The sequence below is a fragment of the Arthrobacter sp. zg-Y820 genome, from assembly GCF_030142155.1.
Classification (GTDB): domain Bacteria; phylum Actinomycetota; class Actinomycetes; order Actinomycetales; family Micrococcaceae; genus Arthrobacter_B.
This window is the reverse complement of the sequence record NZ_CP126247.1, coordinates 424,807-449,499: the sequence shown is the minus strand read 5'-3', so window position 1 is coordinate 449,499 and position 24,693 is coordinate 424,807. Positions and strand designations below refer to the sequence as shown.

The 24,693-nt window shown below is 66.1% G+C and carries 28 protein-coding genes, 1 tRNA gene and 1 pseudogene; 14 read left to right on the top strand and 16 right to left on the bottom strand.

Translation table 11 applies throughout. From position 1 onward, the window contains the following. Positions 1-49: 49 nt before the first annotated feature. Together QNO08_RS02100 and QNO08_RS02095 are read right to left on the bottom strand one after the other, a co-directional pair. Positions 50-418 carry a DUF4282 domain-containing protein gene (locus tag QNO08_RS02100; protein WP_229968424.1) on the bottom strand — a complete coding sequence of 123 codons (369 nt, stop codon included), beginning with the start codon at positions 416-418 and terminating at the stop codon, positions 50-52. 130 nt (positions 419-548) lie between these two features. After that, positions 549-716: a hypothetical protein gene (locus QNO08_RS02095; protein WP_229968423.1), complete on the bottom strand. Its 168-nt coding sequence runs from the start codon at positions 714-716 to the stop codon at positions 549-551. Between the two features lie 75 nt (positions 717-791). On the opposite strand from QNO08_RS02095, the gene QNO08_RS02090 reads away from it, so the two are divergent. The 3 genes from QNO08_RS02090 to QNO08_RS02080 all read left to right on the top strand — a co-directional run bounded on the left by QNO08_RS02090 (position 792) and on the right by QNO08_RS02080 (position 2,850). Then, positions 792-1,628 (top strand): DUF1684 domain-containing protein, encoded by an 837-nt coding sequence (locus QNO08_RS02090; RefSeq protein ID WP_229968404.1) that lies wholly within the window; start codon positions 792-794, stop codon positions 1,626-1,628. Next, positions 1,625-2,317 (top strand): bifunctional 4-hydroxy-2-oxoglutarate aldolase/2-dehydro-3-deoxy-phosphogluconate aldolase, encoded by a 693-nt coding sequence (locus QNO08_RS02085; protein WP_229968402.1) that lies wholly within the window; start codon positions 1,625-1,627, stop codon positions 2,315-2,317. Before QNO08_RS02090 ends, QNO08_RS02085 begins: the two co-directional genes overlap by 4 nt. Positions 2,318-2,388: 71 nt before the next feature. Next, positions 2,389-2,850 carry a GatB/YqeY domain-containing protein gene (locus QNO08_RS02080; protein WP_229968400.1) on the top strand — a complete coding sequence of 154 codons (462 nt, stop codon included), beginning with the start codon at positions 2,389-2,391 and terminating at the stop codon, positions 2,848-2,850. Positions 2,851-2,890: 40 nt separating this feature from the next. Here the strand turns inward: QNO08_RS02080 and QNO08_RS02075 are convergent, their stop codons facing one another. Continuing rightward, positions 2,891-3,550 carry an aminoacyl-tRNA hydrolase gene (locus QNO08_RS02075; RefSeq protein ID WP_229968398.1) on the bottom strand — a complete coding sequence of 220 codons (660 nt, stop codon included), beginning with the start codon at positions 3,548-3,550 and terminating at the stop codon, positions 2,891-2,893. Between the two features lie 191 nt (positions 3,551-3,741). Here QNO08_RS02075 and QNO08_RS02070 point away from each other — a divergent pair, with 191 nt between their 5' ends. Further along, entirely contained in the window at positions 3,742-4,299 is a 558-nt protein-coding gene (locus QNO08_RS02070) for a dihydrofolate reductase family protein (RefSeq protein WP_229968396.1), read from the top strand. A 64-nt stretch (positions 4,300-4,363) separates the two neighbouring features. Here QNO08_RS02070 and QNO08_RS02065 read toward each other — a convergent pair whose 3' ends face one another. Further along, positions 4,364-4,783, bottom strand: coding sequence for a hypothetical protein (locus QNO08_RS02065; protein ID WP_229968393.1), 420 nt, complete (start codon positions 4,781-4,783; stop codon positions 4,364-4,366). A gap of 135 nt (positions 4,784-4,918) precedes the next feature. On the opposite strand from QNO08_RS02065, the gene QNO08_RS02060 reads away from it, so the two are divergent. After that, positions 4,919-5,377 carry a hypothetical protein gene (locus QNO08_RS02060; RefSeq protein WP_229968391.1) on the top strand — a complete coding sequence of 153 codons (459 nt, stop codon included), beginning with the start codon at positions 4,919-4,921 and terminating at the stop codon, positions 5,375-5,377. Positions 5,378-5,389: 12 nt separating this feature from the next. On the opposite strand, the gene QNO08_RS02055 is transcribed toward QNO08_RS02060, so the two are convergent. The 7 genes from QNO08_RS02055 to QNO08_RS02025 form a co-directional block, all read right to left on the bottom strand. Next, positions 5,390-6,469: a PLP-dependent cysteine synthase family protein gene (locus QNO08_RS02055; RefSeq protein ID WP_284016198.1), complete on the bottom strand. Its 1,080-nt coding sequence runs from the start codon at positions 6,467-6,469 to the stop codon at positions 5,390-5,392. Positions 6,470-6,474: 5 nt separating this feature from the next. Beyond that, positions 6,475-7,434, bottom strand: a complete 960-nt coding sequence (gene sigJ, locus QNO08_RS02050) for an RNA polymerase sigma factor SigJ (protein ID WP_229968389.1) — start codon at positions 7,432-7,434, stop codon at positions 6,475-6,477. Further along, positions 7,365-8,528, bottom strand: a complete 1,164-nt coding sequence (locus QNO08_RS02045; protein ID WP_229968388.1) for an NAD(P)/FAD-dependent oxidoreductase — start codon at positions 8,526-8,528, stop codon at positions 7,365-7,367. Before QNO08_RS02045 ends, sigJ begins: the two co-directional genes overlap by 70 nt. Positions 8,529-8,676: 148 nt before the next feature. Next, complete coding sequence (locus QNO08_RS02040; protein ID WP_229968386.1) at positions 8,677-8,982, bottom strand: transcriptional regulator; 306 nt, start codon at positions 8,980-8,982, stop codon at positions 8,677-8,679. After that, positions 8,975-9,445 (bottom strand): hypothetical protein, encoded by a 471-nt coding sequence (locus QNO08_RS02035; RefSeq protein WP_229968384.1) that lies wholly within the window; start codon positions 9,443-9,445, stop codon positions 8,975-8,977. The genes QNO08_RS02040 and QNO08_RS02035 overlap by 8 nt, the downstream gene beginning before the upstream one ends. A 108-nt stretch (positions 9,446-9,553) precedes the next feature. Beyond that, positions 9,554-10,516 (bottom strand): patatin-like phospholipase family protein, encoded by a 963-nt coding sequence (locus QNO08_RS02030; RefSeq protein ID WP_229968382.1) that lies wholly within the window; start codon positions 10,514-10,516, stop codon positions 9,554-9,556. Between the two features lie 121 nt (positions 10,517-10,637). Continuing rightward, positions 10,638-10,865, bottom strand: coding sequence for a hexameric tyrosine-coordinated heme protein (locus tag QNO08_RS02025; RefSeq protein ID WP_229968380.1), 228 nt, complete (start codon positions 10,863-10,865; stop codon positions 10,638-10,640). A gap of 274 nt (positions 10,866-11,139) precedes the next feature. On the opposite strand from QNO08_RS02025, the gene QNO08_RS02020 reads away from it, so the two are divergent. Beyond that, positions 11,140-11,496, top strand: a complete 357-nt coding sequence (locus tag QNO08_RS02020; RefSeq protein WP_229968378.1) for a YciI family protein — start codon at positions 11,140-11,142, stop codon at positions 11,494-11,496. A 121-nt stretch (positions 11,497-11,617) separates the two neighbouring features. Here the strand turns inward: QNO08_RS02020 and gap are convergent, their stop codons facing one another. Then, positions 11,618-12,628: a type I glyceraldehyde-3-phosphate dehydrogenase gene (gene gap / locus QNO08_RS02015; protein WP_229968376.1), complete on the bottom strand. Its 1,011-nt coding sequence runs from the start codon at positions 12,626-12,628 to the stop codon at positions 11,618-11,620. A gap of 100 nt (positions 12,629-12,728) precedes the next feature. On the opposite strand from gap, the gene QNO08_RS02010 reads away from it, so the two are divergent. Then, the gene (locus QNO08_RS02010; RefSeq protein ID WP_229968374.1) at positions 12,729-13,934 is read left to right on the top strand and encodes an ROK family protein; all 1,206 of its coding nucleotides are present in this window, start codon (positions 12,729-12,731) and stop codon (positions 13,932-13,934) included. Positions 13,935-13,987: 53 nt separating this feature from the next. Here QNO08_RS02010 and QNO08_RS02005 read toward each other — a convergent pair whose 3' ends face one another. Together QNO08_RS02005 and QNO08_RS02000 are read right to left on the bottom strand one after the other, a co-directional pair. Continuing rightward, on the bottom strand, positions 13,988-14,398 hold the full coding sequence (locus tag QNO08_RS02005) for a VOC family protein (protein ID WP_229968372.1): 411 nt from the start codon (positions 14,396-14,398) through the stop codon (positions 13,988-13,990). A gap of 10 nt (positions 14,399-14,408) precedes the next feature. Beyond that, on the bottom strand, positions 14,409-14,855 hold the full coding sequence (locus QNO08_RS02000) for a helix-turn-helix transcriptional regulator (RefSeq protein WP_229968370.1): 447 nt from the start codon (positions 14,853-14,855) through the stop codon (positions 14,409-14,411). A 524-nt stretch (positions 14,856-15,379) separates the two neighbouring features. Between QNO08_RS02000 and QNO08_RS01995 the strand changes: the two genes are divergently transcribed. After that, positions 15,380-15,844: a hypothetical protein gene (locus tag QNO08_RS01995; RefSeq protein WP_229968369.1), complete on the top strand. Its 465-nt coding sequence runs from the start codon at positions 15,380-15,382 to the stop codon at positions 15,842-15,844. A 235-nt stretch (positions 15,845-16,079) separates the two neighbouring features. Next, entirely contained in the window at positions 16,080-16,220 is a 141-nt protein-coding gene (locus QNO08_RS01990) for a hypothetical protein (RefSeq protein WP_229968367.1), read from the top strand. A 316-nt stretch (positions 16,221-16,536) separates the two neighbouring features. Here QNO08_RS01990 and QNO08_RS01980 read toward each other — a convergent pair. Further along, positions 16,537-16,613, bottom strand: a tRNA-Thr gene (locus QNO08_RS01980). 163 nt (positions 16,614-16,776) lie between these two features. Further along, positions 16,777-17,649 (bottom strand): DsbA family protein, encoded by an 873-nt coding sequence (locus tag QNO08_RS01975; RefSeq protein ID WP_229968365.1) that lies wholly within the window; start codon positions 17,647-17,649, stop codon positions 16,777-16,779. 168 nt (positions 17,650-17,817) lie between these two features. Here QNO08_RS01975 and QNO08_RS01970 point away from each other — a divergent pair, with 168 nt between their 5' ends. The 5 genes and pseudogenes from QNO08_RS01970 (at position 17,818) to QNO08_RS01950 (ending at position 24,659) form a co-directional block, all read left to right on the top strand. Beyond that, a complete protein-coding gene (locus tag QNO08_RS01970) occupies positions 17,818-19,281 on the top strand; it encodes an alpha,alpha-trehalose-phosphate synthase (UDP-forming) (protein WP_229968363.1) in 1,464 nt (487 codons plus the stop codon). Beyond that, positions 19,278-20,054, top strand: a complete 777-nt coding sequence (gene otsB, locus QNO08_RS01965) for a trehalose-phosphatase (RefSeq protein ID WP_229968361.1) — start codon at positions 19,278-19,280, stop codon at positions 20,052-20,054. Before QNO08_RS01970 ends, otsB begins: the two co-directional genes overlap by 4 nt. A 130-nt stretch (positions 20,055-20,184) precedes the next feature. Further along, positions 20,185-21,276, top strand: coding sequence for an ABC transporter ATP-binding protein (locus QNO08_RS01960; protein WP_229968359.1), 1,092 nt, complete (start codon positions 20,185-20,187; stop codon positions 21,274-21,276). A 105-nt stretch (positions 21,277-21,381) separates the two neighbouring features. Next, positions 21,382-22,743 (top strand): DUF4032 domain-containing protein, encoded by a 1,362-nt coding sequence (locus QNO08_RS01955; RefSeq protein WP_229968357.1) that lies wholly within the window; start codon positions 21,382-21,384, stop codon positions 22,741-22,743. Between the two features lie 199 nt (positions 22,744-22,942). After that, positions 22,943-24,659, top strand: a pseudogene (locus QNO08_RS01950) (glycoside hydrolase family 13 protein). Positions 24,660-24,693: the final 34 nt, after the last annotated feature.

The window sequence follows — 24,693 nt, the reverse complement described above, 5'->3', positions numbered from 1 at the left end:
GGGACCAACCAACACTATCCGCTGTGTGCCACACCTCATATTCGGCGGGTCACGCCGTAGGCCGCAGCGGCGGAGCGGACAGGTAACGCTGCAGCGGCCCGCTGCCAAACATTGCCCCTTCGGCAGGCGCAGGCGCTGACGTCGAACCCATCAATTCCACGAGCTTCTCGGTATTCTCAGCAATCAAAATTGTGGCGATAATCCACTCGCAAACAATCCGCGTTCCAAGCAGCAGGAAAAGAACAAGAACAGGACCCAGGATCAGCACAATTGCGCCGGCCACGTAATTGTTCAGCAGCCCCACTATGAGCATCATCAGCCAAGCCACCGTGAGCAGCCCGGTGCACAGACCGTAATACAGCTTAATCAGGAGCGGCGCAGAAAAAGCCTTGAATGACGGATCAAGAAAATTGAGCATGCTCCCCCGGAAACATATGGTGATTAGTGTGAACCGTTCAACCTGAAATGGTGCAGTCCGGGTCCAGCCTAATCGCAATTGCGCCGCGGTAATTCTCTTTGGTGAAGTGATCCGTACGGTGTGATCGCGGTTACGGCGCCTGCCGGTCGTGCTGCTGGATCTGTTCCAGGACGCTTTCCAGCTCAGTGCTCAGCGCGGCGAGGCGGGAGGTACTGGTTTCGACGGCGAGAGCGGCCACGAGTTCCGTCTGACGGTTGCGGAGCTGGGCAAGTAAAGGCGCTGAATCGTGATTTTCCATGCCTCATCCTACAAACAGGCCCGCTAAACTGCCCAAGTCGGCCGTACAACCCAAATCCGTACAACAGGAGGAACCATGCGCAACCCCACGGATGAGGCTTTGGCAGAGTGGCGCCGCTTCCGCAGCGACCGTGACCGCGAGCTGGGGCAGGAGCACGGCTGGCTGACGCTGACATCACTGCACTGGCTGACGGCGGATCCTGCGCCGGTGGAACACGTCCCGGGGCTTTGGTCCGGCTCTGAGGCGAAAGCCGTGCTGTCGGCATCTGTGGAGGACGGACTCACCCTGGCAGCCGCGGGAACTCCGGTTGACGGTACCGTCACGGCAACGCTCGCCGACGAGGAATCGCTGCTGTGGGTCCGCTTCGGCGGCAGCGACGGCGGACAGGTTGTGGTGGAGCTGGCCCGGCGGGGCGGACGCTACGCGATTCGGACCCGTGATGCGGCATCGCCGGTGTTCACCGGATTCCGCGGAGTGCCCACCTTCGAGTTCCGCCCGGATCTGGTCGTCGATGCACGCTTCGACGCTTATCCCCGTCCGGTGGACGTTCCGATCCGGACCGCTTCCCCCGCCGTGGACGGAGTGCACCGGACGGTGGGTGAACTGGCTCTCCGGCTCCCCGGGGCAGAGAAGGAATACCGGCTGCAGCTGAGCGCCGACGGTCCGGACCGGCTGGAGCTCACCTTCCACGATCCGACCAACAACCAGAGCACCGCCGGTTGGCGCAAAGTCGCTTTCGCCGCGCCTCAGCCGGGAACGTCAGCGGTCACTGTGGATTTCAATCGTGCGGTGAACTATCCAAGCGCGTTCACGCCGTACGGCACCTGCCCCATGCCGGTGGGCAGCAACATCATCGGGGTACCCGTCGAAGCCGGGGAAAAACTGCCCGAGGCGCCTCCGGCTGGCCGATGAGCACCCCGGCCGCCCCGTTCAACTTCCGCCGGGTTCCCCTGAGCGGCGCCCTGCTGCGGACGCGGATTATTGCCGTCCTCCGCGCCCAGGATTCGAGCCGGATGAACGCAGCGGCAGACATTCTGGTGGCCAACGGCATCCGCTGCCTGGAAGTGGCAACGACCACCAAGGGAGCCCTCGACGCCGTCGAACGCCTCGCCGGACGGCTGCCGGCCGGAGTCGATGTCGGGTTGGGGACCGTGATGACGCCCGGTGAGGCACTGCGGGCGGCCGATGCCGGCGCACGGTTTATCGTCGCCCCGCACACCGCCACCGATGTCATCCATGCTGCCCGGAACCTGGGGCTGGCCAGCCATCCCGGCGCCCTGACCCCCAGCGAAATCCAGCTCGCTTGGCGGGCGGGGGCCAGCGCGGTCACGCTGTTTCCCGCCGGCCCCCTCGGAACGGCCTATCTTGCCGCCGTCCTGGCGCCGCTTCCGCACATTGATGTGATCCCCGCCGGTTCCCTCAGCCTCGCTGAAACGGCCGGCTGGCTTGCTGCGGGTGCCACAGCCGTCGGGCTCGGCGGATCCCTCCTGGGCGATGCGCTGTCCCCGGGCGGAGACCTGGATGCCCTGGCCGAACGGACCCGGCGGGTCTGCGCGGCCGCCGAAAGCGTTCCGCGCAGGGACGCGTCGGCAGAGCAGTGAGCGTCAACGCACGCTTCCGCGAGATCATGGAAGGAACACCAACGATGTTCTCCGATCGGAAATGAGACCCCATGACACTCAAAGAGCAGCTCCAGGCAGACGTAAAGGCCCACATGAAGGCGGGCAACCGCACCGCACTGATGACGGTGCGCAACGTGCTCGGTGAGATCGAGACCCGGGAGAAGTCAGGAAAGACGCCCGTGGAGCTCGACGACGTGCAGGTCCTTGCCCTGCTGCAGAAGGAAGCGGCCAAGCGGCGCGACACCGCCGGCATCTACCTCGACGCCGGCGAGAAGGAGCGCGCCACGGCCGAGATCACTGAGGCGGAAATCATCGAGGCGTACCTGCCCGCGCCGCTGACCGCCGCTGATGTCGAGACCATCGTGGACGACGTCATTACCGAGCTGAAAGCAGCCGGCACGGAACTGTCGATGCGCCAGATGGGTGCGGTTATGAAGCCCGTGACGGCCAAAGTGGCCGGACGCTTTGACGGCAAGGCCGTCAGCGAGATCGTCCGCAGCCGCCTCGCCTGACAGCCGCGCGCCTGACCTCCTACGCCCCCGGGGCCGCCGGCTACGTCGCGGGGGCCGCGGGGGCCACCGGGGCCGCCACAAACGCGGTGGCCGTATTGGGAGCGATCTCGGTCAGGCCGGCATCCACGATCAGCGGCCCCGCACCGGCAGCAGCGGCGAGCGCCGAAAAGTCGGCCCCGGCGGCTGGCCGGACCCTGGCCCGGCAGCCGCCGTCGCACCAGCTGATCCGCTCCTCCGTGGAAAGCGTCAGATACCAGGTGAGCAGCGCGTGGGCTGCCTGGGCGCCTGCCTTGCCCGTGGACATTTCCAAGTCCGCGTTCAGGACAATCACCGGAGCGTCCGCAGTGCCGGGGGCCGGCTCACCGTCGGGCAGTTGGGTGCCGGAGACCTGCAGCGCCCGCAGCGCCTTGGGCATCTCCTCGTAAGTTACCGGTTCAAAGGCGACGGCCTTTGCCTGGCCGACGACGACGGTCCCCGACGGCGCGTGGGCGGCCAGCTTCTCAAAGGCCTTCGGTCCGGCCCGGCGGACCGTCTTCGTGAACCGCCCAAACACCCAGTTTTCCCACGCGTCATCACTTTCCCGCCGCGCGTACGCGCTCACGCTGGCCGCTGCTGCCGCAGCCACGGCGTCAAGATGCGCGGCGGGGTCCTCCTTATCCACGAGCAGGACTATCGGCTGGACGGTGTCACTGGGTTGCATGGTTCTAGTTTTTCACGGTCCCGGCAGGCGTTTGGTCACGGCGCTCCTGCACGCGGCACCTGCCCTTCCGCCGGACGAGCCACTTATGGTCCCATTCAGGCAGGCCCCGCTCAGGCAAGGTTTGAGCCGGCGGACAAGGTTTGAGCCGGCGGACAAGCTGCCAATTCAACGGGTGAACGAAGGAGCACGGCATGGGCCAGCTGATCTATTCCGCCATCACCTCGCTGGACGGCTACGTGGCCGACGAGACCGGCAGTTTTGACTGGAGTGTTCCGGACGAGGAAGTCCACGCCTTCGTCAACGATCTGGAACGGAACTACGGCATCCACCTCTACGGACGGAGACTGTACGAGGTGTTGGTGGCGTGGGAAACCATGCCGCTTGCCGGCGAACCTGCCGTGCTGCAGGACTATGCCCGGATCTGGCAGGCCTCGGAAAAGGTGGTCTTCTCCCGGTCGCTGAGGGAGGTGGGCAGCGCCAACACCCGGTTGGAATCCGAATTCGATCCGGCCGCCGTGCGCCGCCTCAAAGCCGCTTCGGACCGGGATCTGGCGGTGGGCGGCCCAATGCTGGCCGGGCAGGCGCTCCGGGCGGGGCTGGTGGATGAGCTGCATCAGCTGCTCTCGCCCGTCGTCGTGGGCGGCGGCAAGGCCTTCCTGCCCGCAGGGCTGCGGCTGGACCTGAAGCTGCTCGACGAGCGGCGGTTCGGCAACGGCGTGGTATTCCTCCGCTACGCGGTACTGAACTGACGCCTGAACCGCTCCTTAACCGAGTGCTGACCGGGCGGCTGCCTGGCGGGGCGGCCGGACGGGGCTAAAGGCTGACGGCGGCCGTCATCTCGTTCACAAAGGCCTCGGTCTCGGCAGCGTTGCGGAAACCGTAGGACACCTCGCGGACCGCTTCCTCCCGGTTGGCCGGAACGGCGTGGTACTTCACGGCGTCGAAATTGCCGGGTTCGGTGACCGGCTCCACCAACGGCCGGTGATTCAGGTGCGAGAACTGGCGCAGTGTCGGGTCAATCCGCCACTCTGCGGTCTCGATCCAGAAGTGGTCCCCCATCCCTGAACTCCCGCTGGCCACCCGAATATCCTCAATGCCCGCACCCGACATCAGCCAGGCCAAAGTGAACGACGTCGGCGCACCCAGCCCGGATCCGTAGGGAATATGGCCCGCAGCCACCGCCGCCGACTGCTCTGCAAGGCGGGTGGCTTCCTGAAGGCTGAGTGATCGCATGCTTCCATGATCCCAGCCGGATGCACGGAGAACCTATTTGACGGTTTGACGGTGCGGAGGACCTCTTTGACGGGAGCTGCGCCCCCACGCTCATGAGCCCTGCCTCTCCGCCGCCGGCGGCGGTACCGTGGAACCATGACCGACCGCGAAACCCACCAGCGGCACAGTTCCCCTCCCCCAGGCCCCATCCCTGCCATCCCGTCCGGCAAGAAGGCCGACCCTGTCTGGTCGACCATGCGACGGGAGCACGGCCTCTACACCATTCTGGAAACCGCGCAGCGCCTCGGCTTCGGCTACGAGCCCAATCTCCGCGCCTCCCGGCTGACCGGAAGGGGCGGGATCCTGGCCGTGCGCCGCGGCCAGGAGGCCTTCCTCTATCCGGGATTCCAGTTCGACGAGCCCGGCGGCCGCATGCTCCCGGCGGTTCAGGACGTCATCCGATTGGGCCGCCGGATGGGCTGGACGGATGAGCAGGTGGCGCTGTGGTTTTACCTCCCGAACAAGGCGCTGCGGGGCAAGCGTCCCGTCGACTTCCGCGACGATGAGGAAAAGCTGATCGGCACCGCCGAAAAGGACATGGCGGGCGTGAGCTGATTCCCGCTCCTGCTAGGCCGGCCAGCGGCCGGTCTCGAAGAGCTCGGCCAGCACTGCCGTTGCCGGAGCGGGATCCAAGCCGCGGGCAGCCAGCCAGTCGTCGTCGCCGTAGGAGGCAGCGTACCGGTCCCCGGAATCGCACATCAGGGACACGATGCTTCCGGTCCGGCCCTCGGCTTCCATCTGGGCCGCCAACTGCCACACGCCCCAAAGGTTGGTGCCGGTGGAGGGCCCGGCAAACAGGCCGGCAAGGTCGAAGAGGTGCCGGGCCGCGGCCACCGAGGCTGCGTCGGGAACCCGGATCATGTGGTCGATGACAGCCGGCACAAAGCTGGGTTCCAGGCGCGGCCGGCCGATTCCCTCGATCCGGGAGGGGCCGCCGACGGCGGGCACCCCGGGATTCTGCCACGCCGGGTAGAACACCGAGTTTTCCGGATCCACCACTGCCAGCCGGGTGGCGTGGCGGTGATAGCGGATGTAGCGGCCGAGCGTTGCACTGGTGCCGCCGGTGCCGGCGCCCACGACGATCCACTCGGGCACCGGAGACTCCTCCAGGGCGAGCTGCCCGTAGATGGACTCCGCAATGTTGTTGTTCCCGCGCCAGTCGGTGGCCCGTTCCGCATAGGTGAACTGGTCCATGTAGTGGCCGCCGGTGCTGCGCGCAATCTCCTCGGCGGCCGCATAGACCTGCGACGGATCGTCAACGAAGTGGCACGACCCGTTGTACTGCTCGATCAGGGCGATTTTCTCCGCGCTGGTGGTGCGGGGCATGACGGCGATGAACGGCAGATCCAGCAGCTGCGCGAAGTAGGCCTCCGAGACCGCGGTGGAGCCGCTGGAGGCCTCCACGATGGTCATGCCGCGGGTGATCCAGCCGTTGACCAGGCCAAAGAGGAACAGGGACCGGGCGAGCCTGTGCTTGAGGCTGCCGGTGCGGTGCGTGGATTCGTCTTTGAGGTACACCTTTACCGACCAGCCGGCCGGAACCGGAATCTCAAACAGGTGGGTGTCAGCTGAACGGTTGCCTTCGGCCTCGATCCGCCGGATCGCGTCGTCTGACCAGCGGCGGTTCGGATCCTGGGAAATAGTCACCCGGTTCAGCCTACCGCGGGCCCCTGGAGGTGGACGAGCTTGTCCGGATTCCGCATCGAGTAAACGCCGCGGACCCGTTCCCCGGCCAGGCTGATCTGGAAGACAGTGGTGACGGTTCCCTCCTCCCGGAAGGCCACTGCCGGCAGCCCGTTGAGTTCCAGGAACTCCGGCACCGCACCGGCCGCGTACTTTGAGGCCAGCCCGAGCATCAGCCGGGCCACCTTCTCCGGCCCGTGCACCGGACGCAGCGCGGCGTTGGCCTTGCCGCCGCCGTCGGACAGCAGCACCACATCCGGGGCCAGCACATCCAGCAGCGCCTGAACGGAACCGGTCAGGGTGGCTTCCAGGAAGCGCCCGACGACGGCGCGGTGCTCGGCGGCGTCCGGCGCCGTGCGCGGCACTCCCGTCCGCACGCGTTCCCGTGCCCGGTGCACCAGCTGCCGCACGGCCGGCTGGCCGGCATCCAGTGCTTCGGCGATCTCCGGATAGCCGAAGCCGAAGACCTCGTGCAGGACGAAGGCGGCCCGTTCCGGTCCGCTCAGTGTCTGCAGCACCACCAGCATGGCCGTGGAAACCTCCGCGGCGGTCAGGGCTGCGGTCTCCGGATCGGAGGTGAACCCCGGCGCTCCGGCGCCGGGTCCGGTGGGGAGCGGCTCGGGCAGCCACTCCCCCGGATACTCCTCCCGCCGCCGGGCCGCCGACCGGAGGAGGTTCATTGCCTGCCGCGCAGCGATCCGCGCCAGGTATGCCCGCGGATTCTCCACCGGGCCCGGCACCGCGCGCCACCGCAGATAGGTTTCCTGCACCACGTCCTCGGCATCGGCGACCACACCGGTGATGTCGTAGGCGATCGTGAACACCATGCCCCGGTGGGTCAGGAAATTGGCGTCGCGGGTCAGGTCCGCGCCGCCGAGTCCATCGCTGCCGCCGCGGCCTCCCGCGTTGTGCTCGGGCCCTTGAGCCATGTGTACGCTCCGCTCCGTTTGGCTTCGCTGCGGATCCAGCGCAGCGTCATCCGGCAGATAATCTCCTTCAGGACCGCCGCCGTCCTGCCGTGCAAATGCAGGCGGAGCGGCGTGTCATCCGCGGCGACAAACTGGACCATGCCGTCGCTGCGGCCCAGACTAACGCACTGGCCGCCGAATCCGCTGTCGTGCAGGACTGCCGGCCGGCCATCCAGCGACCGAAGGATATTGGTGGCCGCGTCTGCGCCCATCGGCATCGCCGCTGCGCAGCTCATCCGCAGGTAGGCGTAACCGCTGCCGGTGATCACCGCAGCATCTCCGGCACCGTAGATCCGGTCCGCTCCGGGCACCCGCAGGGCCGGATCCACGCGCAGCCGGCCGGCATCGTCGACCGGCAGGCCGCTGACCGCCGCAAGGTCCGGAACACCAAAACCGGCGCTCCAAAGCACGACGGCGGCATCCAGGCTCGCGCGCATGTCGCCGATTGCCGAAACGGAGGTGCCGGTGTGCAGGTCCACTGAAGCGCGGCGCAGGCTCCGCTCCAGACCCTGCCTGGCCGGTGCCCCCAAGTGCGGGCCCGGCACACTCGAGGCGTGCAGGCTGACCCGCAGCTGAGGGTAGCCGCGGGCGATTTCCGCTGCCGTCTCGATGGCCGTAAGGCCGCCGCCCACCACCGCCACGTGTTCTCCCGGTGCCAGGGCTTCCAGTTCGGTGCGCGCCGCTGTCGCGCCTTCCAGCTGTTCAATTGCGAGCGCACCTTCCGGAACCCGCGCCGCGCCCGAGCCCACCGCGTACACCAGGTAGTCATACGGCAGCTGCCCGCCGCCGGCCAGCTGCACGGTCCGATCCGCGGTATGGATACGGACTGCGGCGTCCCGAACCTGGCGGATGGCCGGATGCAGCACCGATTCGAAGGTTACGGTGGGATCCTTGCGGGTGCCGGCGGTGTATTCGTGCAGCCTGATCCGCTCCACGAAGCGTTTTCCCGGGTTTACCAGGACGACGTCGAGCCCGGGCCTTGCCGCGGCGGCCAGCCGATTCGCCGCCAGGACTCCTGCATATCCGCCGCCTGCAACAACTGCTGTGGTGCGCATGACCTTCTCCTGTTTCCTCTCGCTGCCTCCGGCTCGATGCCGGCTTGCACATAGGACACCGGGCGAACCGGATTTGTGACAGGAGTTTGCAGCAGGGGTCGTTCAACAGGGGTTGTGCAGGGGTTGTTCAGCAGGAGCTGCAGTGCAGCTAGCCGACTGTGCCGGCAATCTCCCGCAGGGCACGGATGTGCGCATCGAAGGCCTCTTGGCCGGCCGGCGTGAGTCCCACCCACGTCAGCCGCCGGGCGTCTTTGCGGTGAGCGGACGGGGCCTTTGCCAGCCGCACGTATCCGGCGTCGGACAGCGTTTTCAGGTGCTTCGACAGGGCGGCGTCCGCTATGCCCAGAGAATCCCTGAGCACCGCGAAATCCATCTGGTTGACGGCCCGCATCAGGCCGCAGATACGTAGCCGCGTCGGGGCGTGGATGATGTTGTCGAAGCGTGCCTCAGGCATGGTGCAGGCGGTTCAGTGCTGAGCGGTAGGCAACTCCGGCCAGCCACGCCACCAGTCCAAAGGCCGCCAGGCTGGTGAAGGACACGGCCCACCCCGCACCGAGGGAGACCAGGCCGAGGGAAACCGAGAACAGCGACAGGCAGACCACCAGAATAGCGACCACGGCAAGGGCAGCTCCGCCACCCATGCTTTGGAACCTGATCCCGGTCTCGCGGTTGATGAGATGAGCGATGACCAACACGGCGACGAGGGCCAGCCAGCCGGAGGTCGGCGTTTCGTAATTTGCGCCGGGATTGGCCGTGGCCGCCTGGGCAACCCACCACGCGCCGACACCGCCGTAAGCGGCCAGCAGCACCCGGGGAATGGAGATGCCTTCCGCCAACGCGCGGCGGTCCCCCGACAGTTCGCTCAGGCAGACAGCCGCATCGTCGGCGGTAGGGATGGTACGAAAGTCGTTTTCCATACCGGAAAGCCTACAAGTAACTTTCCATCCAGCCAAGAGACTTTGGATCCCGTTGTGGATCCCCGGCGGGTGGCCCGTCCGCCGCCGCCCCCGGAGGGTGAGGATCCATTACCCACCCTGCAGCAGGCCGGCGAGGCGACCGAGTTCCGCTGATGAGTCCAGTGCCATCTTTTCGGCGCTGGCCACCAGGCCCAGAAGGTTCCTGACTCCGGCGTCGTTGGAGGCATGGTGTGTTCCCGGCAGCAGCCGGGCCTGGACCCGCACGTAGTTGGTGCCAAGCAGCTGCCGCAGGTTATCCCGCATCAACTGGCCCGGCCCGCCGAAGACCATGGCGAAATCCAGTTCAAGAGCCTGGAGATCGGGAGTGTCCTGAGTCTGCTCGGCATTCAGCAGCAGACCGACGGAGGCGCCGGAGGTGCCGGTGCCCAGCGAGACCAGCAGCACGCCGTCGTCGTCCTGCGGAAGTGAAAGGCCCAGGGTGTGGGCAACCAGCGCCGGATCGTCGGCGGCCAGCCCGCCGTCCACCAGCTCACGGGCTTGCCCGGCCGGATCAATGTAGGTCACGGGAGGGAAAAACCGCGGCAGCGAGCCGGTGGCACGGGCCGCGAGTGCCATGGGCGCATCACCCAGCTGCGACTGGTCCAATCCCCCGCCGGAGAAGTGCAGCGCCTGTGTATGGGCCAGGTCGCAGGTCGTCACCGCGACGGGACGAGTGGCTTCGGAGAGCTTGGCGTTTCCCAGCACCTCAGCCAGGAATTGCTGCAGGGGCTGGGCCGAGTAGAGGGACGAGCCGCGTGGAAAATCCGCCAGGCTTGGCTTGGAGAAGTTCCGCGGAAAGATCCCCTTCGCACTCTCAAAGTTCAGGTGCCGCAGATCCCTGGCGCTGTACGGTTCACCGTCGTCGCGGGGGCAGGTCAGGGCCAGAGCGATCATTCCGCCGACCGAGGTGCCGACAATCAGGTCAAAGAGGTCTGCGGTCCTGCGCCCGGTCCGTCTCTCCAAATGCATCAGCCAAATAATCGGAATGATGCCGCGGACGCCGCCGCCGTCGATGGAAAGTATGCGCAACATGGCGGGCTCCTCAATGGATGCGGTCTGATCCCAGCGTCCGATCAACCCTGCCCGGGCGTCCCGGTACGGTCAAGGCTGGAGGCCGGCCCGCCCGTCCCCTGCATCAGATCGGCGGGGAGCCTTAGCGCCAGTAGTGGTTGGCAGCGGCGATCGTCGCGAATTCCGTGGCCACCACTTGGGAAGCCGCTATCAAGCCGTCCGGGCTGTTTGCATAAGCGTCACGGATGATGCTCTGCACGTGTTCATCGGGCTGAATCGCAAAGGAAGTCTGAAGCGCCAGCCGAATGGCCAACTGGCGTCCTTCCTCGGGGCTCCCGCATTTGAGGGTGTTGTTCGGAACGAGCTCCATGTTGTCTGTCCTATCAGGGGAAAGCGTCGCGGTGCCGTTTGCCTCGTCTTGCCTGGTCTTGCCTCGTCGCAGGCCTTTTGCCTCATTGTGGGCACCCCCGGCTCGCGGAAACAAGGGCGGTGGGGACAGAACGGCGCCTCCCGGCCCATCCCCGCCGCCCGGCCACACCGGAAATCTGCGGGTGTTCTGCTGTGCCCTTGGACTATGGTGCTCCTGAGACCGTGTGCCGGCTGCAAATGTTCGGCATGAACGGTTTTCCGACGAGGAGGCCACATTGGATGAATACCTGATCCTGCTGCCCGACAACGAGGACGCCTGGGAGGGGCTCAGCGACGCTGAGCGGGAGGCGGTCTATGACCTGCACCGGGAATTCGCCCGCCGATTGGAAGAGGGCGGGCACACGATGACCGGAGGGGCGGAGCTTGCCCCGTCCAGGACGGCGACGACCGTCCGGCGGGTCGCTGGCCGGCCCGTGATCAGCGAGGGCCCGCCCACCGATTCCGCCGAGCAGCTCAGCGGTTTCTATCTGGTGGAGACCGAAGACCACGACGGACTGGCGGAGGCCTGCGGACTGCTCGCCTCCCACTCCCCCGTCGAGATCCGCCCGGTCGCCCGGCACGACGCCGAGTAGCCGGCGCGACGCCGGGCAGTCCGGGAGTGGATCTTTGCACACCCGCCGTCGGGCACAAAAAAGCGCCCGACCGCGGGGGCCGGACGCTTTCTGCGCAGTTAGACCGCGGATAACACCAGAACTAGCTCAGCTTGGAAGCAACCAGAGCGGTCAGGTCCACGAGGCGGTTGGAGTAGCCCCACTCGTTGTCGTACCAGCCCACAACCTTGACCTGGTTGCCCATGACGCGGGTCAGACCGGAGTCGAAGATGCAGGAGGACGGGTCGCCAACGATGTCGGAGGAGACAATCGGGTCCTCGGTGTACGTGAGGATGCCGGCCCAGCGCGGGTCCTGCGCAGCCTTGGCGTAGACGGCGTTGATCTGCTCGACCGTTGCTTCCTTCTCCAGCGTGACCGTCAGGTCAGTGACGGAGCCGGTGGGGACGGGAACGCGGATGGCGAAGCCGTCCAGCTTGCCCTTGAGCTCCGGCAGGACCACGCCGATGGCCTTGGCGGCACCGGTGGAGGTCGGAACCATGTTCACACCGGCAGCACGGGCACGGCGCAGGTCGCTGTGCGGGCCGTCCTGCAGGTTCTGGTCTGCCGTGTAGGCGTGCACGGTGGTCATCAGGCCCTTTTCGATGCCGAAGGCGTCGTTCAGGACCTTGGCCAGCGGGCCCAGGCAGTTGGTGGTGCAGGAAGCGTTCGAGATGATGTCGTGCTTCTCGGCGTCGTAGTCGCCGTCGTTCACGCCCATGACCACGGTGAATGCGTCGCCCTTGGCCGGTGCGGAGATCAGGACCTTCTTGGCGCCGGCGGAGATATGCTTCCGGGCATCCTCGGCCTTGGTGAAGAAGCCGGTGGATTCGATGACAATGTCAACGTCCAGTTCGGCCCAGGGCAGGTTGGCCGGATCGCGCTCGGCGAGGACGCGGATGGTGCGGCCGCCAACGTTGAGGTTCCCGTCTTCAACGGAGACCTTCTCGCCCAGGCGCCCGGCGACGGAGTCGTACTTGAGCAGGTGCGCCAGCTGCGCGGGGTCGCCGAGGTCGTTAACCGCAACAACCTCAAAACCTTCGCCGTGCTGAAGCGCTGCTCGCAGGAAGTTGCGGCCAATGCGACCAAAACCATTAATACCGACGCGTACCGTCATGAGGGCCTCCTCAGGCTCGATAAGATTAAATTTAGAGTCTAAATTTATTACCTCCTATAATTATGCTGTTATCGCCGCCACACGTCAAAAGGGACTACCCATGGACGCCTCCACCAGCACCCCGCAACTCCTGCGCCGCACCAACCTGCGCGCAGTGCTGGAGGTGCTCCGTGCCGTCCCCTCGGCCACCGGCACCGACCTCATTTCCGCCACCGGGCTGACCCGCGCCACCGTCATTGCCGTGTGTGATGACCTGATCGCCCGGGGCTGGGCGCGGGAACGCGAATCGCCGCGGATCGGCGGACAGAAGGGCCGGCCCGCCCGCCGCTTCGAGTTCAACTCAGGTGCCGGTCATGTCCTGGGGCTCGACGTCGGCATCGCCACGGTTCGCGTCCTGGTCGCCGACCTGTCCGGCGTCGTCGTCGGCGGCACCGAAGTCCGCTTTCCCCGCCACGGCGGAGAGCCCGAGGAACGACGGCGGGTGCTCACTGCCGCGGTCGACGAGGCGCTGGCCGACGCCGGCATCGCCCCCTCCGCCGTGCTCTGCGTGGGCATGGGCATTGCCGCGCAGGTGACCGGCGACGGCGCCGTCGCACCGGGGCAGGACGTGGCTCCGATGTTCGACCTCGGACTGCAAAAGGACTTCGGCGAAGGGCGCGGCTGGCCGCTGCTGGTGGAGAACGACGCCAAGCTCGCGGCCCTGGCCGAGCGCTGGCGTGGAGTGGGCGCCGGCGAGAAGGACCTGGCGGTGATCCTGGCCGGCGAGCGCCTGGGCAGCGGCATTATCGAGGCCGGGCGGCTGCTGCACGGCGCGTCCGGCGGCACCGGAGCGATGGGTGCCCTGGAACTGGTCGCCGGAGTCGGCAACGAGGACGGCATCGCCAAGCTGGCCCGGCTGTGGGGCAGTGCGGCGCTGAAGGACGGGCACGACGGCGGGATCCGCGCCCTGGTGGGTCCGGACACCAACCGTGCCTCCGCCCGGCTCGTGTTTGAGGCCGCCGCGGCGGGCGACCCGGTCGCGGAGGAGATCCTGGACCGGATTGCCCGGCGGATGGCCCGGGTGCTGGCACTGGTGGCGTCGTTCTTTGATCCGAAGCTGATCGTCATCGGCGGTGCCGTGGCGGCATCCGCCACGGCACTGCTGCCGGTGATGACGGAGGAACTGGCCCGCTACGTCAGCGAACCGCCGCGGCTGGCCGTCTCGGACCTGGGCAAGATGCTGGTGCCCACCGGCGCCGTGCGGCTGGCCCTGGACTACGTGGAAGCGCACATGCTCGAGCTCGTGCCGGAGCTGCGCCGGTCCTGACGCGGGCGCGGCCCGGGCCCGACTCGGGCCCCTGACTCTGCCCTACCTGGCTGTCATTTCAGCTCCGTGATCCGCAGCAGGTTTCCGGCCGGGTCGCGGAAGGCGCAGTCGCGCATCCCCCAGTCCTGGTCCATGGGCTCCTGCACCACCTCGGCCCCGCCGGCCTCGACGCGTGCAAACGTGGCGTCCAGATCGGCGGTGGCCAGCATCATGCCGGCGTAAACCCCCTTGGCCATCATCTCTTCAATGGTGCGGCGCTCCTCATCGGTTACCCCGGGGTCCGCCGCGGGCGGCTGCAGGACGATGGACGTGCCGGGCTGATCCGACGGTCCGACCGTGATCCAGCGCATCCCGTCGTAGCCGACGTCGTTGCGGACCTCGAATCCGAGCACATCCCGGTAAAACGCCAGCGAAGCATCCGGGTCGGTGTGCGGAAGAAAGGCAGAGTTGATTGTGATGTCCATGTCGCTCTCCTTACGGCTGCGGCTGCGGGAGCCGCCTGTCTCGATTTCTTATCGGTCTGGTCGCCTGCCGGGTGACGCAGGACGGCAGCCCGGCCAGTGTGTCGGCTGCCTGCCGCCGATACGCTGCCGGCGACAGGCCCACCAATTCGGCAAACCGCGTGCTGAAGGTGCCCAGGGATCCGCAGCCGACGGCGAAGCAGACCTCCGTGACTGTGAGCTCTCCCCTGCGCAGCAGCGTCATTGCACGTTCGATCCGCCGGGTCATCAGGTAGGAATACGGCGACTCCCCGTAGACGCTGCGGAACTGGCGGCTCAGGTGGCCGGCAGACATGAACTCCGCGCGGGCAAGCGCCTCGACATCCAGCGGCCGCGCATACTCCCGGTCCATCCGGTCGCGTACCCGCCGCAGCCGGGCCAGGTCCTCCAGCCGCTGGGAGGATGCGGCAGTCTCCCTCATGGCGGTGCTCCTCTCAGCGGTCCCCCGTCTTGCCTGTGCTTCAACGCTGCGTGTGCCTCAACGCTACCGACCGCAACAGGTCCTGCGCTTCTTGATTCCTGATCGTTGGTTGCCCCAGCCTGTGCTTCCCTGCCGCCATGCTGGCACACCACGCACCTGCTGGCACCCCTGTCCGAAGCATGCGCGTCCGGGGGTTCCCCACCGGCTTCCGCCGACATAACGTACCCGCGGGTTAACTCTGGGATCAGTGGTGATTCGCGTCGAGAAGCTCCAGCCACAAATAACCTTTTGGAGTCGTGCACTCGATTATGTACTGCAGCCGGGAGCATCAACTGACGATTGGGCCGTGCTGAGTCCGCGCACCGGCGGTGGCCGGGACGAGGACACCCTCCGCACTGCAGAGGGCGCACTCTATGTTGCATACGGCTGAAACGTGCCCCTTCCCGGGCGGCGCTGCGGGAGCCGATAACCTAGCCGTCTGAGCGGCTCAATTAATTGCCTAATTGCCGATATGGACGGATGGAATGGAACCCGCAACCAAGCCTTCCTCGTCTGCCCAGGGGTTCTGGAAGATCTTCCTGGGCTCGATGTCGCGCAAGGAGAAGGTGGGCTATTCCCTGTTCGCGCTGCTCCTGCTCGGAATCTTCATCATCATGCCCGCCGGGGTGCTGGCTACGCAGGAATGGAACAAGAACAGTCCTACCCAGTGGCGGGAGTGCACTGTGACCAAGGCCGAGCCGTCCTACGTCTCCGGCAGGCGAAGCGAGTCATACAGTATTCATCTCAACACGACGGACTGCGGAACTTTCGAGCTGAATAAGGGTGTGGCCGCAGACAACTACAAGGACAGGGCACGCGAAATAACTCCGGGTGAGTACCGTCTGGAGCTGGCCGCGTCGGCGGTGAAAATGGAGTCCTTTGAGAGGTTCTTCCATTCGCGGATTGACATCGAATCCATTGAGCCCGCGGGAGCCGATGGAGAAGACTGACACGCCATGCGCCGCCGTCTGGTCGGCTCAACCGAATACTGTGACAACTGCTTGGTCGACTTTTAGGCCGAGGTGAATGCCAGCGGCGCACCGGCCACCGCCAGGCTGTCAGTGAAGGCCTTCCCCATGGGCGCCCCGATCCCATTTACATTCTGGGTGCAGCTCAATGTGGGCTACGGTGGGGCGCACATGACCTACTCCGAATAGCTGCAGGCTCGACGGAAGGACAAATGAAATGGGTGTTATCGCAGGCTGGACATTGACCGTGTTCCTCTTGATTCTCCTGATTGCCGCGGTGGTCTTCGGGATCGTCTACGTCGCGCGAAAGGGTGTGCCGCGGCGCGTTGTCAGGCGCACGGCACGCCGCAGGGAATGAACTGACGCTCAGAGCCCCGGTTTCGGCCGGGGCTTTGTCATGTCCGGCCGGGGGCCGAACTGGTGTCTCCTGACAGCTATATCAGAGGTCGGGCCCTTCCCGGGAATCATCCGTACGCGGAGACCCCCTCAGCCCGTCATCGGTTCCCGCCGGCTTGCCCAGCCCGTCCCAGGACTACTACGACTCCGGAATCGACTTCAACAAACACTTCATTTCTGACTCCACGTCAACGTGTTGTAAACGTGTCGTTGTTAGGAAGCTAGACAAGAAAAAACCCCTCCTGATCGAGCGTTACGCCTGATCAGGAGGGGTTTCGTGGAGCCCCCTGCCGGATTCGAACCGGCGACCCCCTGTTTACAAGACAGGTGCTCTGGCCAGCTGAGCTAAGGGGGCGGTGCCGGACAAGCCGGCTGCGCGCCGTCGTCGTACGCCGGGTCCTGCCTAAAAAAACAAAACACGGTGACTGCGCTAGTCAAGGTTAACCCAGAGCGCCCGTTCCCGCGAAACCCAAACGGGATTTCACGGAAACGGGCGCACCGGACAAAGCCGAAACAGCCTACTTGGCGGCGTCGATTGCCGTCTGGACGGCGGTTTCGAAGTCGTTGGCGTTGGTCTCGGCGCCGTTGACGTACACGGTGGGGGTTCCGCTGATCTGGTCAACACGGGCCAGGCGGTCCGCGTACTTGACGAAGGCACGGAAGCCGTTGTTCTGGATGCACTCGGAGGCATCGCCGGCACCCACGGACTCGGCCATGTCAGCCAGTTCAGCGTTCTTGATCTCGCCGTTGTCGTAGTTGGCGAAGATGGCGTTCATGAAGTCCCAGTAGGAGGCCGGGTTGGTGTCAGCCACGCACGCGGCGGCGTTGGCGCCGCGCGAGGAGTAGTTGCTGGGCGAGCTGCGGTCCAGGAAGGCAACCGTGCGGTACTCGAAGGTGACCTCGCCCGCGTCCAGCCAGGATCCGATCTTGGACTCGTAGGCCTCTTCGAACTCGGCGCAGTGCACGCAGTTCACGTCCACGTAGACCACAATCGGAACCGGCTCGCCTTCAGCGGCAGCAGCGATACCCGGCGGAACCGGAGCGTCGTCAGCAGCCTCGGCCGGCGGTTCAGGCAACGCGGCAACGTCAACGTCGAACGGCTCGGTGGGCTCCAGCTCCGTGGTGGAGGTCAGCGTGATGCCGCCGTATTCATTGGCGTTGGCCGGGGCCGGCCCGGTCTCGGCTTCCGCACCGTTGCCACTGCGCATGGAGTTAATCACGATGAGCGCCACGACAACGATGATGGCCACCACGGCTACCACCACGCCCCAGCGGATCAGGAGCTTGTTGCGCCGCTCCTTCTTTTTCTGGGCTTCACGCAGGGCACGCGCCTGTTCACGCGCAGCAACCGTACGATCGGCCTTGCTGGGCTTGGGGTTCCGCTCAGTCATAGTTCCTCATGTCTCTCTCACGCCTGCCCGTTTGGGCACGCGGCCGGCAGGCACCAGTTTAGGCCAACGATTCATGCAGCCCTTACTTCCAACGGGCGCCGCGGACACAAAGTTTCAGGCCTTGGATAGAGTGGCATAAATACAAAAGCTAACCAAGGGGTGCATATCGTGAACGCTGCTGCCGCTGATCCCGCAGAAAAAAATGCCACGGATGGGTATGGCGATTTCGATTTCATCGTAGTGTCCAACCGCCTTCCGGTGGACCGAGTGACAACCGACGACGGCGAAAGCTGGCGCCGGTCCCCCGGCGGACTGGTTACCGCGCTGGCTCCGGTCATGGCCAAGGCCGACGGCGCCTGGGTGGGATGGCACGGAGCTCCCGACGAGGAACTCGACGAGTTCGACCACGACAACATGCACCTGCTGCCGGTGCCGCTGAGCGCTTCCGAAGTCGAGCTGTACTACGAGGGCTTCTCCAACGCCACCCTCTGGCCGCTCTATCACGACGTCATTGCACCGCCGGAGTTCCACCGTACCTGGTGGGATTCCTACCAGACCGTGAACCGCCGCTTCGCCGACGCCGCCGCGACTATGGCCGCGCAGGGCGCCACCGTGTGGGTTCAGGATTACCAGCTGCAGCTGGTCCCGCAGATGCTGCGCAAGGACCGGCCCGACCTGAAGATCGGTTTCTTCAACCACATTCCCTTCCCGCCGCTGGAGATCTTCGCGCAGCTGCCGTGGCGCCGCAACATTATTGAAGGGCTGCTCGGAGCGGACCTGATCGGGTTCCAGCGCCCCTCCGACACCAGCAACTTCCTGCGCTGCGTCCGCCGCTTTGCCGGACACACCGTCCGCCAGCAGCAGGTCCACGTGAAAACCGAGGACGGCATCTCGTACGTCTCCCGCGCCGAGTCCTTCCCCATCTCCATCGACGTGGACCAGATCACCGAACTGGCCAAGCGGGAGGACGTCATTGAGCGTTCCAAGCAGATCCGCCGGGAACTGGGCGACCCCAAAACGGTGCTGCTGGGCGTGGACCGCCTGGACTACACCAAGGGCATCAGCCACCGGCTCAAGGCCTACGGCGAACTCCTCGAAGACGGCAGGCTCACCGTCGAAGACGCATCGCTGATCCAGGTGGCCAGCCCCAGCCGCGAGCGCGTGGAGCAGTACCGGCTGCTGCGCGAAGAGGTGGAGGGCACCGTGGGCCGGATCAACGGCACCTACGACACCATGGGCAGCACCGCCATCCGCTACCTGCACCACAGCTACCCGGTGGAGGAAATGGTGGCGCTCTACCTGGCCGCCGACGTCATGCTGGTCACCGCACTGCGCGACGGCATGAACCTGGTGGCCAAGGAATACGTCGCCGCCCGGATCAACAACACCGGCGCACTGGTGCTCAGCGAGTTTGCCGGCGCCGCCGACCAGCTGCGCCAAGCGGTCCTGGTGAACCCGCACGACATCGACGGGCTGAAGGCCTCCTTCCTCGAGGCCATCGAGATGCCCGACCGCGAGGCCCAGCGCCGGATGCGCCTGATGCGCCGGCAGGTCCTGCAGAACGACGTCGAGCGCTGGTCCAAGAACTTCCTCAACGCCCTGCAGCAGGGAGAAGTGGAGAACGCACAGTGAGCAACCTTCCGGACGGCCTTTACGAAGCGCTGCAGCAGCTGGCGGCAACCGACACGCTGCTCGTCGCGTTGGATTTCGACGGCGTGCTGGCACCGCTGGTGGAACACGCCGACGACGCGCGGCCGCTGCCCGGATCGGCCGCGGCGGTACGGGCCCTCGGCGCCCTGCCGCACACCTTCACGGCCATGATCTCCGGCCGGGCGCTGGACAGTCTGCGCCGGGCCGCCAGTCCTGCTCCGGAGACCCTGCTGATTGGCAGCCACGGCGCGGAGGCCTGGACCGGGCCCGACGCCGAACCGCTGCTGTTGACTCCGGACCAGGCCGAGCTGCTCGGCCGGGCCCGGGAGGCCGTGGAAGAGGTGGTGAACTCCCATCCCGGCACGTGGCTGGAGGCCAAGCCCGCCGGCGTCGTGCTGCACACCCGCAGCGCACCCGACAACATCGCCTCGGCCGCCACCGACGCCGCCCGCGACAGTCTCCTGGCCCTCGACGGCGTCCAGGTGACCGACGGCAAGCGGGTCCTGGAGGCCTCGGTTGTGCACACCAACAAGGGCGAGGGCATCCGTGCGCTGCGGACCCTGACCGGCGCGACGGCGGTGCTCTTTGCCGGCGACGACGTCACCGACGAAAACGGCTTCGCGGCGCTGCTGCCCGGCGATCTGGGCCTGAAAATCGGTCCCGGAGACACGCGCGCTTCCTTCCGGGTGGACTCGCCCCATGCGTTCACCGCAGTGCTCGAAACACTGCTGGAAATCCGGAGTTCCGGCGCCTGAGCGAGCCGGTCACAGGGGTATGGCATACTGACCCTGTGACCGCGGCCACAACCGCTGCCACCTGTCTGCAACTTAATAGCACTTCACTACGGATCGTCGGGCACGTACCTGCCCGTGAAGGAGAAACATCATGGCAACGGTAACGTTTGACCAGGCCACACGCCTGTACCCGGGCACTGACCGCCCGGCAGTTGATAATCTCAGCCTGGAAATCGCCGACGGCGAATTCCTGGTTCTCGTGGGCCCCTCCGGCTGCGGAAAATCCACCTCCCTGCGCATGCTCGCCGGGCTCGAAGACGTGAACTCCGGCCGCATCCTCATCGGAGACCGGGACGTCACCGACGTGCCGCCGAAAGACCGTGACATTGCCATGGTTTTCCAGAACTACGCCCTTTACCCGCACATGTCAGTGGCCGACAACATGGGCTTTGCCCTGAAGATCGCCGGCATCGGCAAGGAAGAGCGGATGGAACGCGTCCGCGAGGCAGCAAAGCTGCTGGACCTCGAGGACTATCTGGACCGCAAGCCGAAGGCCCTCTCCGGCGGCCAGCGCCAGCGCGTCGCCATGGGCCGGGCCATCGTGCGGAACCCTCAGGTGTTCCTGATGGATGAGCCCCTCTCCAACCTGGACGCCAAGCTGCGCGTGCAGACCCGCACCCAAATCGCGTCGCTGACCCGCCGCCTTGGCGTCACCACCGTCTACGTCACCCACGACCAGGTCGAGGCCATGACCATGGGCGACCGCGTGGCAGTGCTCAAGGACGGCATCCTGCAGCAGGTGGATACCCCGCGCAACCTCTATGACCACCCGAACAATGTCTTCGTGGCCGGCTTCATCGGCTCCCCCGCCATGAACCTGCTGGAGCTGCCGGTGGTGGACGGCGGCGTCGCATTCGGCGGCGCGGTCTATCCGGTGGCGAGTTCCGTCCTCGGTGCCGCCGCCGGCAACACGGTCACGGTTGGCGTGCGTCCCGAGGACCTGGAGATCGTGGATTCCTCCGGTTCGGGCCTGAAGGTGGAGGTCGACGTCGTTGAGGAACTCGGCGCCGACGCCTACGTTTACGGGCACACCACTCTGGACGGCACGGATCGGGACATGGTGGTCCGCGTCGACGGACGCCGCCCCCCGCTGAAGGGCGACACCCTGTATGTCCGCCCGCAGCCGGGCCATGTGCACCTGTTCGACACCGCCAACGGTGAGCGCCTGGCCGACCAGGCCTGATCCCGCCGGTTGACCTGCGGTGGCCCCTCCACCTGAACTAGACTCGTGGATGGGGCCACCGCACTGCTGTTTAACTTCCAACAGCTCGATAAAGGGCACGTGCTTATGACCGAACCTGCAGGCGCAAACTGGCGCGACGAGCCAACTGACTATAACCAGCCGGGCAAACTTCCGCGCCCGCATGCCTCCACACCGGAAGCAGCCCTCGGCTCCCTGAACATTACCGCCGCTTCCATGGACCCGGCCCTGCTGGATCTGCCCTGGCACCTGCCGCTGGAGGACTGGCCCAAGGACAACTTGGCCGCACTTCCCCGGGGCATTTCCCGCCACGTCGTCCGTTTTGCCCGGATGGGCGACTCGCTCATCGCGATCAAGGAAACCAGCGAACACGTGGCCCGGCAGGAATACCACATGCTGAGGAAGCTGCGCCGGCTCAACGTTCCCTCGGTCGCCCCGGTGGCCGTCATTACCGGGCGCTATGACGTACACGGCGAGGAGCTGCAGCCGGTCCTCGTGACCAAACACCTTCGCTTTTCGCTGCCCTACCGCGCCGTCTTTTCGCAGACCCTGCGCGAGGTCACCCTCACCCGACTGATCGATGCCCAGGCCCTGCTGCTGGTGCGCCTGCACCTGGCGGGGTTCTATTGGGGCGATGTGTCGCTGTCGAACACCCTGTTCCGCCGCGACGCCGGCGCCTTTGCCGCCTATCTGGTGGACGCGGAAACCGGCGAACTCTATCCGGAGCTTTCCCGGGGCCAGCGCGAGTACGATCTGGAGATTGCCCGGGTCAACATCGCCGGTGAGCTGATGGACCTTGCCGAGGGCGGCCTGATCGAGGAGACCGTGGATCCGCTGGCCACCAGCGAACGGATCATGGACAGCTACCGGAACCTGTGGGCTGAGCTGACGGAAAAGGAATCCTTCGAACTCGGCCAACGCTGGCGCGTCAACGCCCGCATCCGCCGGCTGAACGACCTGGGGTTCGACGTCGACGAACTCACCATCAAGAGCACAGCCGACGGCACCCAGGTCCAGCTGCAGCCCAAGGTGGTCGACGCCGGCCACCACCAGCGCCGCCTGCTGGGCCTGACCGGCCTCGATGCGCAGGAGAACCAGGCCCGCCGCCTGCTGAACGACATGGACTCCTACCGCGCCGACAACAATCCGGATCTCGATGAGGAGCTCAGTGCGCATCTCTGGGTGACCCAGGTGTTCGAGCCGATCGTTAAATCAGTGCCGCGCGAGCTGGGCAGCAAGCTGGAACAGGCCGAAGTGGTGCACGAGGTGCTCGAGCACCGCTGGTACATGTCGGAAAAGCAAAACCGAAACGTTCCCATGGCCGAAGCCGTGCAGTCGTACATGGACACCGTGCTCCGGCACCGCCGGGACGAGGCGGCAATCCTGCTGACCGCAGACACCCGGACCATGAACATCCTCGAATCCGGCGGCACGCCCGACCAGGAATGACAGTGCTAATGACCCGGAATTGGGCCCCAGCGGTCTAGCGCCACCGGTTCAGCGCGCGGTTCAGCGCGCGCAGCCGGTCGGGCGCAGCTGGTCCCACTATTGTGCCCAATGTCACGAACCGTTCGGGAAAAGCCTCCGGCGGCAGTTCGTTAACGAAGATGAGCAACGATCATCCGAGACAGGAGGACGCGACCGGCCTATGTCCACACCAGCTGTTTCCCGCACACCGGGATCCGCCCTTAGAACCATCCCCGTCCATATGCCCCCGCCCGGGCGCGAATGGTGGCGGTCTTCGGTTATTTACCAGATCTATCCCCGGTCGTTCCGAGACCTGCGCGGCGACGGAGTCGGTGACCTGCCGGGCATTACCAAAGAGATTCCGGCCCTGGCGGAGCTGGCGATTGACGCCGTCTGGCTGTCGCCGTTTTACCGGGTCTCCGCAGAAGGACGCCGGCTACGACGTGGCGGACTACTGTTCTGTGGACCCGATTTTCGGCACCCTGGACGACTTTGACGCGTTGGTAGCCCGGGCCGCCGAATATGGAATCCGGGTCATCGTGGATCTGGTCCCGAATCACTGCTCCGACCAGCATCACCTCTTCCAGGCGGCACTGGCGGCAGATCCCGGGTCGCCGGAACGCGACATGTTTATTTTCCGCGACGGCCGCGGCCCCCAGGGCGAGCTCCCGCCGAACAACTGGCAGTCACACTTCGGCGGCCCGGCTTGGACCCGGACCACCCACCCGGACGGCACCCCGGGACAGTGGTACCTGCATCTTTTTGATTCCTCCCAGCCCGACTTCAACTGGGACAATCCGGCAGTGCGGACCGAATTCGAACGGATTCTGCGCTTCTGGCTCGACCGCGGCGTGGGGGGCTTCCGGGTGGACGTGGCGCACGCGCTGATCAAGAAGTCAGGTCTGCCGGACTGGGGCGGCGCTGCGGACGGCGCATCGTCCGAGGGTTTTCCTGGCTCGGCGGCTCCCATGTTCGGCCAGGCAGGCATCCACGATATTTTCCGGTCCTGGCGGAAGCTCCTGGACGAGTACGACGGCGACCGCGTGCTCTGCGCCGAAGCCAACGTTGATCCGGTGGAACGGATCACCGACTGGGTCCGCTCCGATGAAATGCAGCAGGCCTTCAACTTCGCGTACCTGAACCACCCGTGGGATCCGGCGGCGCTGCGCGGCATCATCGAGTCCTCCCTCCGGGCCTTCGACAAGGTCGATGCTCCGACCACGTGGGTGCTGTCCAACCACGACGTCGTCCGGCATGTGTCGCGGTTCGGGCTGGAGTCCAACAAGCTGCGCAGCGGGGACGGCATCGGGCCACGGGACAGCCAGCCGGACTATCTGCTCGGCGCCGACCGGGCACGTGCCGCCACCATGCTGATGCTGGGCCTGCCCGGCGGCGTGTATCTCTATCAGGGCGAAGAGCTCGGGCTGCCCGACCACACCCTGATGCCCGATGAGTTCCGGCAGGATCCCACCTACCACCGCACCGCCGGGGTGCGGGTGGGCCGTGACGGCAGCCGCGTCCCGCTGCCGTGGAGGGTCAGCGAACCCTCCTTCGGCTTCAGCTCCACCGGGAGCTCCTGGTTGCCGCAGCCGGCGTATTGGGGCCGCTATTCCCGGGACGTTGAGCAGCGGGATCCGTTCTCGTCGCTGAACATGTACCGCACGGCCCTTTCCCGGCGTCGGGAGCTGGGACTTGGTCATGGATCGCTGGAGTGGTGGCCGGAGCACGACGCCGAGGGCCTGGTGGCCTTCGTGAACAACAATGTCCTGGTGGCAATGAACATGGGCGACGCTCCGGTGCAGCTTCCTGAGCTTCCCGTCCTGGCCACCAGCTCGCCGTCTGCCTTGGAAGGCACCCGGCTGCGGCCCAACCGCACCGTGTGGCTGCGGCTCGATTAGCTGGCTTTGCCCGGGTTGAGGATTCCGGCAGCGG

Bases quoted from the DNA above. Each gene is read 5' to 3' on its own strand.
- QNO08_RS02100 (WP_229968424.1), bottom strand. From the start codon at position 418: ATGCTCAATTTTCTTGATCCGTCATTCAAGGCTTTTTCTGCGCCGCTC.
- QNO08_RS02095 (WP_229968423.1), bottom strand. From the start codon at position 716: ATGGAAAATCACGATTCAGCGCCTTTACTTGCCCAGCTCCGCAACCGT.
- QNO08_RS02090 (WP_229968404.1), top strand. From the start codon at position 792: ATGCGCAACCCCACGGATGAGGCTTTGGCAGAGTGGCGCCGCTTCCGC.
- QNO08_RS02085 (WP_229968402.1), top strand. From the start codon at position 1,625: ATGAGCACCCCGGCCGCCCCGTTCAACTTCCGCCGGGTTCCCCTGAGC.
- QNO08_RS02080 (WP_229968400.1), top strand. From the start codon at position 2,389: ATGACACTCAAAGAGCAGCTCCAGGCAGACGTAAAGGCCCACATGAAG.
- QNO08_RS02075 (WP_229968398.1), bottom strand. From the start codon at position 3,550: ATGCAACCCAGTGACACCGTCCAGCCGATAGTCCTGCTCGTGGATAAG.
- QNO08_RS02070 (WP_229968396.1), top strand. From the start codon at position 3,742: ATGGGCCAGCTGATCTATTCCGCCATCACCTCGCTGGACGGCTACGTG.
- QNO08_RS02065 (WP_229968393.1), bottom strand. From the start codon at position 4,783: ATGCGATCACTCAGCCTTCAGGAAGCCACCCGCCTTGCAGAGCAGTCG.
- QNO08_RS02060 (WP_229968391.1), top strand. From the start codon at position 4,919: ATGACCGACCGCGAAACCCACCAGCGGCACAGTTCCCCTCCCCCAGGC.
- sigJ (WP_229968389.1), bottom strand. From the start codon at position 7,434: ATGGCTCAAGGGCCCGAGCACAACGCGGGAGGCCGCGGCGGCAGCGAT.
- QNO08_RS02045 (WP_229968388.1), bottom strand. From the start codon at position 8,528: ATGCGCACCACAGCAGTTGTTGCAGGCGGCGGATATGCAGGAGTCCTG.
- QNO08_RS02040 (WP_229968386.1), bottom strand. From the start codon at position 8,982: ATGCCTGAGGCACGCTTCGACAACATCATCCACGCCCCGACGCGGCTA.
- QNO08_RS02035 (WP_229968384.1), bottom strand. From the start codon at position 9,445: ATGGAAAACGACTTTCGTACCATCCCTACCGCCGACGATGCGGCTGTC.
- QNO08_RS02030 (WP_229968382.1), bottom strand. From the start codon at position 10,516: ATGTTGCGCATACTTTCCATCGACGGCGGCGGCGTCCGCGGCATCATT.
- QNO08_RS02025 (WP_229968380.1), bottom strand. From the start codon at position 10,865: ATGGAGCTCGTTCCGAACAACACCCTCAAATGCGGGAGCCCCGAGGAA.
- gap (WP_229968376.1), bottom strand. From the start codon at position 12,628: ATGACGGTACGCGTCGGTATTAATGGTTTTGGTCGCATTGGCCGCAAC.
- QNO08_RS02010 (WP_229968374.1), top strand. From the start codon at position 12,729: ATGGACGCCTCCACCAGCACCCCGCAACTCCTGCGCCGCACCAACCTG.
- QNO08_RS02005 (WP_229968372.1), bottom strand. From the start codon at position 14,398: ATGGACATCACAATCAACTCTGCCTTTCTTCCGCACACCGACCCGGAT.
- QNO08_RS02000 (WP_229968370.1), bottom strand. From the start codon at position 14,855: ATGAGGGAGACTGCCGCATCCTCCCAGCGGCTGGAGGACCTGGCCCGG.
- QNO08_RS01995 (WP_229968369.1), top strand. From the start codon at position 15,380: ATGGAACCCGCAACCAAGCCTTCCTCGTCTGCCCAGGGGTTCTGGAAG.
- QNO08_RS01990 (WP_229968367.1), top strand. From the start codon at position 16,080: ATGGGTGTTATCGCAGGCTGGACATTGACCGTGTTCCTCTTGATTCTC.
- QNO08_RS01975 (WP_229968365.1), bottom strand. From the start codon at position 17,649: ATGACTGAGCGGAACCCCAAGCCCAGCAAGGCCGATCGTACGGTTGCT.
- QNO08_RS01960 (WP_229968359.1), top strand. From the start codon at position 20,185: ATGGCAACGGTAACGTTTGACCAGGCCACACGCCTGTACCCGGGCACT.
- QNO08_RS01955 (WP_229968357.1), top strand. From the start codon at position 21,382: ATGACCGAACCTGCAGGCGCAAACTGGCGCGACGAGCCAACTGACTAT.